This window comes from Vibrio sp. 1727, assembly GCF_033344415.1.
GTDB lineage: Bacteria > Pseudomonadota > Gammaproteobacteria > Enterobacterales > Vibrionaceae > Vibrio > Vibrio alginolyticus.
Map to the genome: position 1 here is coordinate 1 of NZ_JAWPOT010000012.1, position 12,897 is coordinate 12,897.

9 protein-coding genes and 1 pseudogene are annotated in these 12,897 nt (G+C 50.1%); 4 read left to right on the forward strand and 6 right to left on the reverse strand.

Annotated elements, in window-relative coordinates; translation table 11 throughout:
* Positions 1-71: 71 nt before the first annotated feature.
* Positions 72-233 (forward strand): annotated as a pseudogene (locus R8O10_RS12610) (DUF302 domain-containing protein); the annotation flags it as partial.
* 95 nt (positions 234-328) lie between these two features.
* On the opposite strand, the gene ptsG reads toward R8O10_RS12610, so the two are convergent.
* A complete protein-coding gene (gene ptsG / locus R8O10_RS12615; protein ID WP_080955967.1) occupies positions 329-1,771 on the reverse strand; it encodes a glucose-specific PTS transporter subunit IIBC in 1,443 nt (480 codons plus the stop codon).
* 253 nt (positions 1,772-2,024) lie between these two features.
* Here ptsG and R8O10_RS12620 point away from each other — a divergent pair, with 253 nt between their 5' ends.
* From R8O10_RS12620 to R8O10_RS12630, 3 genes are read left to right on the forward strand one after another with little or no spacing between them, the layout of a single operon-like run.
* Entirely contained in the window at positions 2,025-2,732 is a 708-nt protein-coding gene (locus tag R8O10_RS12620; RefSeq protein WP_140152553.1) for a response regulator, read from the forward strand.
* Positions 2,722-4,152, forward strand: a complete 1,431-nt coding sequence (locus R8O10_RS12625; RefSeq protein WP_318191448.1) for an ATP-binding protein — start codon at positions 2,722-2,724, stop codon at positions 4,150-4,152. Before R8O10_RS12620 ends, R8O10_RS12625 begins: the two co-directional genes overlap by 11 nt.
* A 2-nt stretch (positions 4,153-4,154) precedes the next feature.
* On the forward strand, positions 4,155-5,399 hold the full coding sequence (locus R8O10_RS12630; protein ID WP_318191449.1) for an ABC transporter substrate-binding protein: 1,245 nt from the start codon (positions 4,155-4,157) through the stop codon (positions 5,397-5,399).
* A gap of 73 nt (positions 5,400-5,472) precedes the next feature.
* On the opposite strand, the gene R8O10_RS12635 is transcribed toward R8O10_RS12630, so the two are convergent.
* From R8O10_RS12635 to R8O10_RS12655, 5 genes are read right to left on the reverse strand one after another with little or no spacing between them, the layout of a single operon-like run.
* Entirely contained in the window at positions 5,473-6,675 is a 1,203-nt protein-coding gene (locus R8O10_RS12635; RefSeq protein ID WP_318191450.1) for a type III PLP-dependent enzyme, read from the reverse strand.
* Positions 6,668-8,497, reverse strand: a complete 1,830-nt coding sequence (locus R8O10_RS12640; protein ID WP_213895987.1) for an IucA/IucC family protein — start codon at positions 8,495-8,497, stop codon at positions 6,668-6,670. Before R8O10_RS12640 ends, R8O10_RS12635 begins: the two co-directional genes overlap by 8 nt.
* Positions 8,469-9,674 carry an MFS transporter gene (locus R8O10_RS12645; protein ID WP_213895986.1) on the reverse strand — a complete coding sequence of 402 codons (1,206 nt, stop codon included), beginning with the start codon at positions 9,672-9,674 and terminating at the stop codon, positions 8,469-8,471. The genes R8O10_RS12640 and R8O10_RS12645 overlap by 29 nt, the downstream gene beginning before the upstream one ends.
* A 5-nt stretch (positions 9,675-9,679) precedes the next feature.
* On the reverse strand, positions 9,680-11,512 hold the full coding sequence (locus R8O10_RS12650) for an IucA/IucC family protein (protein ID WP_213895985.1): 1,833 nt from the start codon (positions 11,510-11,512) through the stop codon (positions 9,680-9,682).
* Positions 11,509-12,720: an ATP-grasp domain-containing protein gene (locus R8O10_RS12655; protein ID WP_104980230.1), complete on the reverse strand. Its 1,212-nt coding sequence runs from the start codon at positions 12,718-12,720 to the stop codon at positions 11,509-11,511. The genes R8O10_RS12650 and R8O10_RS12655 overlap by 4 nt, the downstream gene beginning before the upstream one ends.
* Positions 12,721-12,897: the final 177 nt, after the last annotated feature.

Here is a 12,897-nt window from a genome sequence, read left to right on the forward strand (position 1 = left end):
GTTCATCTGGTGATACAGATGGTTCACTCGTTAAGCGGTGAACAGCGCTTCATACGACTTCACGTCGCACACCCCAAAAAGTGTTGGTGTATGAAGATGCTGAAGGCAAAACGTGGTTAGCTTACAACGATCCGATGTATTTAAAACAGCGCCATCATATTGAAGGCTGCGACGAGGTATTGAACAAAATCAGCGGCGTGCTGGGCAATTTAACCAACGCGGCGGCGAAGTAGGGTTGGTTATTGGCTTCGCTTTTTTAACTCCGAAAACGAAAAAGCCAACCTCACAAGGAGGTTGGCAAATCTTACCTATATTGGGGGAGGTAAGATCAGGAGGTGGCGAGTACGCTGTGCACTTCTGACTTAATTGAGTCAGACTGCGTGCCGAAAATCGCTTGTAAACTGTCGCCAATCACTAACACATCTCGCGCGCCGAGCGCTTTTAGCTTAGCAACATCAACGTTGGCAATGTCTTTCACCGAGACACGCAGACGAGTAATACACGCATCGACTGACTTAATATTGGCTTTGCCGCCCAATGCAGCCACTACATCTACCGCGATTTCATCAGGTTGTCCGGCAATCTTCACTTCTGCAATGTCGGTTTCACGGCCCGGCGTTTTTAGATCCAACTTCACAATTAGGAATCGGAACAAGCCGTAGTACAGCGTCGCCCAGATTGGACCGATGATGATGAACATCCACGCGTTGGTCGACATTGGGTAGTAAAGGAAGAACTGGATCGCGCCGTGCGCAAAGTCAGTACTGTGTTTGATTTCCAAAAATGCGGTGATCGCAAACGCAATACCAGTTAGGAAAATATGGATCACGTACAGCACTGGCGCGACGAATAGGAAGGTAAATTCGATTGGCTCTGTGATACCAGTTAACCAAGAGGTCAACGCCGCAGACATCATCAAACCGCCGACGATTTTCTTACGCTCTGGAGACGCGCAGTGGTAAATCGCCAATGCCGCTGCTGGTAGCGCCCACATGGAGTACATAAAGCCACCAGACAGATAACCTGCGGTTTTATCGCCCGCGAAGAAGCGAGTGAGCTCACCGGTAAACTCTTTGCCGGTTTCTGGGTCTACATAGCTGCCGACTTCAAAGAAGAACGGCGCATTCCAGATGTGGTGCAAACCAACAGGGAGTAAAGAACGTTCGCCCGCGCCGTAAACCGCCCACGCGAGTACAGGGTTTTGGTACGCTGCCCAATGAGAGAATGCATCAAGAAGTTGTCCGACAGGTGGCCATGCAAACGCGAGAATCGCACCAACAATGATCGCCGATAGACCGGTGACAATGGGCACAAATCGCTTACCCGCGAAGAAGCCCAAATATTCCGGCAGTTTGATGTTGTAGAAGCGGTTGTACATGATTGCTGCGACCGCACCGATAAAGATGCCGCCAAACACCCCGGTTTGCAGCGTCTCAACGCCCATGATGGTGGCGTCAGTTTCTAAGCCGCGCAGGCCAGTCACAATACCGAGCGATGCGTTCATAATAATTAGGCCAACTAAGCCTGCGAGCGCAGCCGCACCGTCATTGCCTTTTGATAACCCGAGCGCTACACCGACCGCAAACATCAACTGCATGTTGCCGAACACGCCTTCACCGGCGGCGAGCATCACTTTGTTGACCGCGTCTGGAATAAACGCAAAACCCGCGTTACCAATACCCAGCATCAAGCCGGCCACCGGTAACACCGCCACAGGCAGCATCAACGACCGCCCTATTTTTTGTAGTTGTCCAAATATACTTGCAAACATGGTTTCCTCCTGACGAATGCCAGTGTTGTAGGACCTGATTCCTTCAGGTCATGTTGTTTCACGTAAGGTCAGGATGATCATAGCGAGCAAGGCGGCGCCTAAGGTTACAAAAGGCAATCAGTTTGTAAGTGGCCGCTTACAAATCTCTTACACCGAGAAGTGAAAATTGCAATCGGCTCGATTGTGCATGGGCGTTTAAGAATGCATCATATTGGCCAGCGCCAAACTCAGGGACGGACACAGGGAAAGTAGGATGGAAAACAAGCAGATACTGGTCGTCGATGACAACCTCGACCTTCGCGAAGCGTTGTCAGATTACCTTGGCCGTGCAGGGTTTGAAGTGCTTTGTGCAGAAAACGGCGGCGTGATGTGGCAACTGCTCAACGATCACCATCCTGATTTGATCATCCTCGATATTATGATGCCCGGTGAAGACGGCTTTACCCTGTGCCAGAAACTGCGCAAAAACTCCGATATCCCGATCATCATGCTGACCGCCGTCACTGAAGAAGCCGACCGAGTCGCAGGGCTAGAAATGGGCGCTGACGACTACATCACCAAATCATTCAGTCCGCGTGAACTGCTCGCGCGCATCAAAACGATTCTGAGACGCAGCCAAACGACCACCAATAGCAAACTGACGCGTAAAGTGCGTTTTGACGACTGGTTGTTAGATACAGTAACTCGGCAACTGACCCACGTTGCTAGCCGCGAGGTCAAACAACTGAGTGGCGCGGATTTGTCGCTACTTGGTTTATTCGTCAACCACGCACAATCGATCTTGTCGCGCGATGATATTGCGCGCGAGATCTGGGGACGCGATGCCGACCCGTTTGAACGCGGCATTGACGTGCAGATCAGCCGCTTGCGTCATCACCTTGAAGATAAAGACCGCTCGCTGATCCTAACGGTGCGCAACAAAGGCTACATGCTAACCACGGACGTGCATTATGAGAATTAAACGCTGGACGGGATCACTGGTCGTTCGCACCAGTGTGTTCCTGTTGCTGGTGATCATTTTGGCGCAGGTATTATCCGGAATTATCTGGTATCAACACGCCAGCGAACGCGATAAAGAAGGCCTGACCACCACGGTCAAAAGCTTAGCACTGAGCGCTTCTTCTACCATCGCTTTCTTTCAAACCCTCCCTTCTGAATATCGCCACTTGGTGCTCAATCAACTACGCAATATGGGCGGCACGCGCTTTTTCGTCTCACTCAACAACCACCAGATTGACGTCGACCCGCTGCCAGAAAGCGAACGCAAAACGTTGGTCATCAACCAAGTTCGCGAGGTATTAGAAAGCGAGTTGAGCGGCATTCCTAATATCGAGGTGGAGTTCACCCAGCGCGACAAACTCAAAGTGTTCAACAACGAGCTACCTATCGACGAACTGCCGCTATTGTGGGCGCATTATTCGCTTTCGTTTGGTGACCTCAACCCACCCATTCTGGTGATGCAGGTCGAAGTCGCGCAGAACGAATGGTTTTATCTCGCGGCGGTGCTACCCGCGCCTTACATCAACCTAGAGACTAACTATTTTGAGCTGCGCCAATGGCTGACGCTATTGGTGTCCGCGCTAATGCTGTTGCTGTGTACCTGGTTTATCGTTCGCAAAGAAATTCAACCAATTCGAGAGCTGGCAAAAGCAGCAACCCTGATGTCGAGCCGATTAGACGTGCCCGAAGTCTCTGAGCGCGGCAGTAACGAACTGAAAGCGGCGGTACGAGCGTTTAACAAAATGAACCGACGCATCGACAGCCACATTAAAGACCGCGAGATGCTGTTCAGCGCCATTTCACACGATCTGAAAACGCCAATAGCCTGCCTAAAACTGCGGGCGGAAATGCTGGATGACGACGCCGACCGAGAACGCTTTATCCGCCTGAGTAATGACCTAGACTTGATGGTCAAAGGCGCATTGCAATGCATTAAAGAGACCGATATCCACGAGGAAATCGAGCCGATCAATTTCACCCAGCTGATTCAGCACATTTCCTCCAATATCGCCGATGCGCCGGACACAATTCGCATCCACGGTGAAATCCGCACCCACTTTGCTGGTAAACCGTTAGCGATTAAGCGCTGCATTCAGAATCTGGTCGATAACGCGCTCAAATACGGCCATCAAGCGGACATTGCGCTGAGTGAAAGCCCAGAGTTCATCCAGATTGAAATTGAAGATCACGGTGACGGCGTTGACGATTTATTACTTGAAAAGCTCTGCCAGCCATACTTCCGCGCTAGCAACGATAAAGAAGGCAGTGGGCTGGGGTTAACCATTTCACAGAGTATTGCAAAGGCTCATGGCGGCAACTTGTTGCTGAGCCATTCTCAGTTTGGCGGCCTCTGCGCTACACTGACTTTCCCGAGAGACTGACTATGAACAAACTGGCATTCCTGTTCCCACTGTTGCTCGCCCCTTGCGTCGCTCACGCTGAGTCGCCACAAGGGGTAGAGTTTTTACATTGGTGGACTTCTGACGGCGAACAGCAAGCGCTGCAAACACTCAAAGCTCAGCTAAAACGGCACGATATTGAGCTGCTGCAAAGCCCGGTGCTAGGCGGTGGTGGCGACAGCGCAATGACGGTACTGCAAGCTCGCGCGCTGGCGGGCAATCCACCGAGCTTCGCGCAAATCGAAGGGCCAAGTATTAAGGCGTGGGATGCCATCGGTATTTTGCACAACGTCAACGCGGTTGCCGATGAGCAGCGCTGGGACGAAGTGCTCTACCCGCTGTCTATTGAAATCAACAAAACACAAAACGGCTATATCGCCCTGCCACTTACGCTGCACCGTTTGAACTGGTTGTGGGTCAACCACAAACTGCTTAAACAACTGAATCTGTCAGCGCCGAAAAACTGGCAAGAGATGTTCGCTGCCATGGAGCTTGCGAAGCAAAATGGCATTGTACCGATCGCGGTCGGTGAGCAGCCGTGGCAAGTCGCCCAACTTTTCGAGAACTTAGTGATCTCCACTGGCGGCGTTGAGTTCTACACCAATGCAATGGTTAAACTAGAACGCGACAGCATCGACAGCGATACACTGCGCCAAGCGCTGACGCAATTTCGCCGCCTGAGTTTGTTGATCGACAACCAATTGCCCGACAGTAAGTGGGATACGGCGACCCGAGCGCTAGCCGACGGTCAAGCACTGTTTCAAATCGGCGGAGATTGGATTTTGGGTGAGCTGCTCGCCAATCAAGTCTCAGTTCCGCAAGAGGTCGGCTGTTACCCAACGCCGGACAGCGATGGTGTATTCCTCTACAACATGGACAGCTTGGTGTTTATGTCGAGCAAGTCGTTTTCTGCCGAGGCGGCTCAGCAAACCGCAAGCGCGCTGGCAGATGTCGAGTTTCAAGCTAAGTTCAATAAGGTAAAAGGCTCGATTCCGGTACGTACCGATATCGACATCAGCGATTTTAATCCGTGTCAGGTCCAGTCATATCAAGACTTTCACTACGGCGTTAAACACAACCTCGCTGTGCCGAGTATGATTGATTCGATGGCGGTCAATCCGGTTGCCCAGCAAGCGATAAACTCGGAAATCTTCCGTTTTTACCGCAATCCCAAAATGGAACCCGACGAGCTGATAAAACGCATTATTGCTATTTCGCAAAGCGGTTAATGGCAATGAATTTGTGCCGAGTGGAATAAAAAAGCCCCAATGATTGGGGCTTGAGTAAAGCGAAGTGTGCCGTTTAGAAATAGTGGAAGATCGGCGGTTCATGCATCAAGAAGTTTTGATGGGAGATGTTCCACGCATAGGCGCCCGCTAAGGTAAACACAACATAATCACCAATATCGACGTGGGCGACGTGTTGATTGCGTGCCAGCACATCTTTGGGCGTACAAAGCTGGCCGACAAAAGTTGCTTGTGCATGCTGAATTGGGTGAGAAATCTCATGGTGTTGCTCGCTTTTCAGGATGACGAATGGATGGTCATGACTCTGCGCTGCTGGCGTGCGGAAGTGGTGAGTTCCCCCGCATGCGATGACAAAGTTTTCGCCAAGATTTTGCTTAATATCGAGCACTTCCATCACGTAATAACCGCATGCCGCCGTGATGAACCGTCCGCATTCAAAACGCAGTGTCCAATCTTGCACTTGCTCTTTGGCGATGAGGAATTCCAACTTGTCGCAAAACTCCATCCACGGAAAGTGTTGCTCAGGGTTTTGGTAGTTAATCCCCATGCCTCCACCCAAGTTGATCATCAGCTCACCGAGTTCAAACTCTTGTTGCCACGCTTTCACGACTTGGAAATAGCGCTGCATTAACGCTAAGTGACGTTCAACATCGAGCTGATGCGACATCAAGTGAAAATGGAAGCCTTTGAGTGACACTTGCGGGAAATCGCGCAGCAACATCAAAGTATTGCTCAGCTCGGACTCGTCAAAACCAAAAGGGGTCGGCTTGCCGCCCATCGCCAACTTGCTGAGCGTGATGTCGCCGATATTAATGTTCATACGCAAAAAGATCGAAGCAGGGCGGTTGAGGCGCTCGGTTAGTGCTCCAATGCGTTGTAGCTCGGTGAGGCTTTCGACATGAATTGCATCAACATCAAGCTCAATCGCTTGTTGCAATTCACTTGGCATTTTTCCTGGGCCACCGAAGATCAATGGCTTATCGAGTTGTTGCTGGTGGAGGTGTGCCAGCTCCCCGCCAGATGCCGCTTCAAAACCATCGACATACGGCGCGAGCGTTTTAAGAATCGGGCCCGATGGATTGGCTTTGGCTGCGTAAAATAGCTCGACATTTCTCGGCAAAACGTGACGCAGTTGTTTGATGTGTTCTTCTAAGGCGCTTAGGTCATACACGTACGCGCACAAGGGTTGACTTTGCTGCTGTGCGAGCGTGTGAACTTGTTGGCAAACGCGTGTCGGTAGAGAGAGTGAATTAGACATGTTGCGATCCTTTTTCGTGTTGCTGCCAAGGCGCGGCGACTTGGGTATAGCCCGACTCCTTATCGGCTTTTTGCATCAAACGCGTGGTGAAATTATTTTTGCTTGGGAAGTGACCGCCATTTAGCAACGTTTCTAGTTCCGGTTGTTTTCCATTCACTGATTGCCAATGCACAATGGCACTTTGCACCGCATTCCACAGCGTTTGCTCTAGTGGCTCATCACCTTCTGCGATGAAGAAAATCGCTTCGCTGATGTTGTTGATAAAGGTGCAGTATCCGATGCGATTCCAGCCTTGTTCGCGACTGTAGTAAACCGATTGTCGTGCGCGTTCAGACAAGTCAGTTAATGTTTCTGCTGGCCAGAACTCCGGCAGTAATTTAGTGCCTTCCAAATCACGAATCCAAACACAACACGGCATCTCTTGCTCAAAGCCAATCAGGGTGTTTTGCAAATGCGGCTCAAACGCCACCCCGTGTTTGAAGTAGTAATTAAATACGCCCGGGATCAGGCAATGCAAATAGCGTTCAAACCAAAGTGTCGCGATGTCGGAATAGCGATTTTGCGTAGTACGCGCTTTGTTTTTAAGGCGTTGAGCAATGCAACTGTTGCCGTTATTGTCGTAAGCAAACAGAGCGCCAGCGAGGGTTGGTTTCAAGATGTCGACTTCGCTCAGCGAGAAATTTTCGCGATACAAAATCCCAAACGATTCGCGTGCTTTGGTGTTGTCGTCCCAGTTGTGCTCAGCGACACTTTCTAGATTCAACGTGGTGGCGTAAGGCTCTGTCATCACTTTAAATACGGGGTTGTGCAGCTGTTCGTTTTCTCTAATTGGTTTGAGAATCGACGTGAGTTGCACGGCGCTGTCGAGTTCGTACCACGCGTTTTTGCGCACGCAATTGGTTAATCGTACGTTGATGGAGAATTTCGCAAACCAGTCCATGTCAGGGTGGTAGAGAGTACGAACTGAAGAGGTCGGCTGCATCTTTTCACCACCTAAACCCAGTGGCGTGATCTTGCCTTGTTCAATGGCACGCTTCACGCTTGGGTTGCTCAAAATGGTGTAGCTTTCCCAAGGATGACAAGGGTAGAGGGTCTTCCCATCGCTGGTGGCGTGTTGTGGCGCGAGCTGTTGTAGCATGCGTTGCGCAGGGTTAGCTTCTCCGTCGGAACTCAGCACATCAAGTAAGGACGTATCCACTTCAAACCAGTACAGCGGGACTTGCGCGCCGACTTCTGGAGAAAACGCTAAGAGATCATCCATGGTGACGCCCGAACGACTTTTCGGGGTCGGATGGAAAGTATGCCCCCAAATCAGAGATTGTTCCGAAGCGATAAATTCGTTGTGATGCGATTTGGGCGCGACGTTGAGAAACTGCTCGGTAACCAGCACGCTATTTTCCAGTTGTTCGATCAGCTCATGGTTAAACGGGATAGCCAATACCTGCTTGAGATAGTTAAGCAAAAGCGTAAGAGTTTGCGTGGCATCCAATTTCGCCCAACCAGATCCCGGCATTTTCGCCCAAGGCAGTTCTGCCAATTTGATTTTGCCCAGTTTGCTCGCGTAGTGAATCGGCAAAACCAACACGCCATTTTGTTGAGAAAGATGAACGGCTATCCGCTGTTTAGCGGGATAGTTGCGTTTTAACGTTTGGGGTAGCGATGTCGATTGGTAGTGCCATTCCACTTGTTGATTCGGTAGCGCAAATTCACGTAAGTAACAATTAAGAACACCCATTATCGTGTTGAGTTGGGCTTTCTCACGGTTGAGCTGCACCTCATGCGCGCGCAACTCGCTAGTCTGAGAGGATTGAGTTTGTAACATGTTGATTTCCAAATTTTGAGTGGAGAACCAGCGCGATCAAGGTGATTACGCTGACTATCGCAGAAAGTAGGAAAGGAACCTCAAGTAGCCCCAAGCTAGAAATGAAAGAAGCGCAAAATCCCGCTGCCACGCCACCCCATTTGGACATGGCATCAAAGCGAGAAAATACTTTGCCACTGAGTTTGCGATCCAGATTGCTCGCAAGATGCTGATGCAATCCGTGATAACAACACACCATCGCGATGCCGAAGATAATTCTCGCAGCAATGAGTGCGGTTTCGGACGCAATCAAATGCAAGGCAGAGCTCACGGCAAGCAATGCAAACCCAAGCCACAACGTGCGCAGCGGTTGATGGCGATTCAACCCATCTGACAACACGTGAATTTTTCCTGCCAGCAACAGATAGACGCCATGCGGCAGTGCGTACAAAAAACCGATCCATGCGTGGTTAGTGATGCCATATTGCTGCACAAACGGCGAGAAATAAGGAAAGGTCACCACCATAGAAAACGCAAACCCGAATTGAGCAAAGAAGATCCAACGAATGGCATGCATTGCGTTTTTCTGTGCAACCGGTTTTTCTTGCTGAGGTTCTGAGTTTGGCTTTTCGAGGTTTTGGTCGGCGGGTTTATCCGCTGGCAGTGTTAGCGTGATGCCCATCGCAATCAAAGGCAAAACGCATAACCAAAGGTACGCGTTGAGCGGGTTGGTCTCTGACAAGCTCCAGCCGAGCCCAATAGGCGCAACGATCAGCGCCAAGCGAGCAGATAGTTGGGTTTTATTGAGTGACTTGCCGAGTGTTTTGGCTTCTTTAATTTGACTAGATAAGTAGCTGTTCGAGGCGGCCATGGTGCCGCCAAAGGTTCCTTGAACAATAAGACCAAACACAAACATGGCGAGGTTGTCTGCCAAGCCGCACAGCGCAAACCCTGCTGCAAGGCCAAGTTGCGCACGCAAGAGTGAGCGGCGGCGACCGTAGCGATCGGCAAAGTTGCCCCAAAATCGCGCTGCCAACGCAGTACAAAACGTAGGTAGGATAAACAATATCCCTGCCCAGTCCGCATCAATGCTTGCGCCTAACGTTGGCAACACGACGGGTAGAAATAGCGGCATACCTAACGCGGCAAACGCAGCGATAAAGTGGCACAACAACACACTGTAGATGAGTTTGGTCATAATCGTTAACGTACGCTTTTTTTGATGGCTTCTATGTAGGCGCGTTGCGCTTCTTCGCTAGAAAGCAGTAAGAAGTTCGGGGCCGACAAACCATAGAACTTATTGATGTCGCTCGCGCCGGAGGCTTCTTTCGCGAGCAAACTGCCAGAGCTCAACAAGTACTTGGCGTACAAATCAGGTGCTTCTTGCAGTAACTCGCGTGCCAGTTTTGTCTCTAACCCTTCGCCTTTCAATCGGTTGAGTTGCTCTGCAATGCTTTTGGCCACGATGGCGTAAAGCGATGCTGAAGAGGCAATGCCCTTCGCTGCCATGGCTTCTACAATCGCTGCGATATCCAATTGTAATGTGATGGTGGTAAACATCTGACCGAGCGCCAATTCATTGTCGACTTTGATGCGTTGATCGAGCAGTTCATCGCAATCCACTGGAAGTAGTTTTGCGCCGTGTTTTTGGGCGGCATGCTCTGTTGCAAAGTGGAAGCGCTCTGGCCAAATTCGCGCCGCGTCGTTGTCTTTCATCGCGAGCGTCATTTTGCCCTGTTGATCAAAAGCAACGATGGCGTTTTGCTGGTTGGACTCCAATGCAATGCCATAACGAAGCCACAAGGTGAGGTGCACTTGGCATAATAGGTCGACATAATCTTTGAACCACGCCAGCGTATCTTGTTGATAGTACTGCTCTGCCAAGTGTTCTAAGAACAAGCGGTCGTCAGGCATTGGGCTTGCCAGTGCTGCAACCGGAACTAACGCTTTGTCTTCGCAATGAGTAAGTGGGTACTCACGTACGATGTACGCGAAGGTTTTATCCTCGCCGACGTGTCCACCGTGTTTTTCGTTGCAATGGAACAAGCGACTGTTTAAGTCGGCGTCCGTTTGTTCAAGGTGGTTGAGTAGGCGTTCAAACCAGTGGCCGTCATACAGTGTTGAAGGCTTGATTAAGCGAATATTTTTTGTGCCTAGCGATCGCATGATCAGCGGAACCTTGATGTGAATGTGCGGTGCCTCGTTCACGACCACAGTACGAACGGAAAGCGTCGGCGTCACGTCTAGATACGTTAAAGGCGCTTCTATCATACCTTCGGGTAAGGCTTCTAAAGATCGCAGGGTGAGCGGATGTGCAGGGAACAGAACGTGGCTCAGTGCAAAATCAGCAGGAAGCCCCACTTGCTCCATTGTTGGCCAGCAATCAGGTTGTTCGCTGGTTAATGTCACCAGTGATTTTTCGATCGCAATCCAATGCAGAGCAAAGCTTTGTGCGAACTCGGGCGCGTACTTAGCAAGGTCTTCATCGCTCAGGCCAAACTTCGCCCGCGCAGTTGGATAGTACGGGTGGTCAAGGTAAGAAGCGATCTGATCGGCTAGCAGCAGTTTTTGATGCCAAGAACCAAGCTCGGATATTGGTTGAGAAATGTGGTCTGCGTGATGATGAAACGCTTGGTCACACAGCGCTTTGTGTTGCTCTGCACATTCCAGTTCTTGAAGGTATCCCGCCAGCAACTCGTGAGAGCTCTCGTGCGCCAGTGTCGTTAGTAGCGCAATCCACTCTTTGTAATGCTGTTGATGCTCGACTTGGCCATTTTTCTCCACCCACCAACCTGGTGGTGTTTCGTCATTGGCGTGACCGTAGCGCCAGTGCTGCATGTAATACGTTGGCGCAACAGGTAAATACAACGTGAAATCAGAGTTGGCAAATATCAGCCAGACTTGCTCGTCTTGAGGAACAATTACCCCTTTTGGCGCGTCGCTACTGAACTTGGCCTTCGACAAAATGCCAAACATGTCTTCGCGTAAGCAAGTGTCGATCAATCGTTGCGTTAGATACAAAGCGTTGTCATTCATGCTGCCACCTCACGAGTCGGAGCTAGATCGAAATTGCTAAGCGCGTTCTGCAGCGATTGGTCGAGGTTTCGCCCTGATGGTGAGACAATCGAAATTCGGGCGAGATAATCCTTATTGGAATAACTCTGTTGGAAGTGTTCTCCAGCGGTTTTTAGTACCTGTTGCTGAGTGATGATATCGTCATCGTGTTGGATGAACGACGTCGAACCTCCGTCGATCACACCGCTGTGTTCCGCAACTACGTAGTGCACGTGCGCTGACCCATGAATTTGGTAATCGCCGTCCAATCTTCGACCCAAATGCAGACCCAAAATTGTGCTAAACCAACCAAAGTGAGCGAGATTGTTGAGCAAGAATTCGCGGCCATCTCCAATACTGCGGTAGTTGATTTCCACCAGAACTGGGCCGTTTTCCGTGATGATAAATTCGCTGTGGCAAACTCCAAAACCAACGCCGAACGCTTTCAGTTGAGCCAAGCAAGCTTCTCTGTGAGCAATGCCGTTTGGTCCGTTCCAGTCTGCGGCAGTTTCGATAAAGTAAGGCGGCTCAGAGAGCGACACATCAAAACCGCCCACGGCGATAAGTTGGTTACCGTCTCCTAAAGTTTCGAGCGTAACCAACGGTCCTTGAAGAAACTGCTCCACCAGAATGGCGGCGTTTGGGTGCTTTTGCCAAAACGCCTCGCAGTAAGCATCGAGCTCGCTTTGGGAGTCACAGCGCTGTACATCTAAACTTGCCACGCCTTCTTTGGGTTTTGCTACGACAGGGAAGGCCATGCCTAATGCCACATTCGAATGGCGATGCAGCAAACAGCTTTGTGTGTTGGGTAAGGATTTTTCATTTAACACCTGTCGAGTTAAGTGTTTGTTTTTGGCCTTTAACGTGACAGACCAATCTTTGGATGGAAGGCCAAAAAATTGCGCGCAGATGGCGGTGGAAGTTTGTAAGTGATCACTATTGCTGAAAATAGCGTCTGGCTTTAATTCATGCTCCGTGATGGTTTCGATGAGTTCTAATGGGTTGAAGACATCACATTCTAGAATGGTATCCGGATTAAAGTGACTATCACGACTCGCCAGCTCTAAATGGCTTAGCTTGTGGTCGGTGATAAGAACGACGTGAAGGTCCATCGCTTTAGCTGCAGGCACAAAGCCGTGAGTGACTGCATCGTTAACGACATGACTTACGATAATCATCGTAGATTTCATGAGCTTTCCTAATTTTCTAACATTTTCTTCTAACGTTGATAAAGTCGCTCACGGTCGTCTTCCAATGTGCCTCTCTCGAGACGGAGGGCAGAAGTTTTAGTGTTTATTGTTATGATATTTGGTTTTTTTTGTTGTTAGTTGTGTTTTTAGGGTAAATAAATATAGAGCATAAAATTA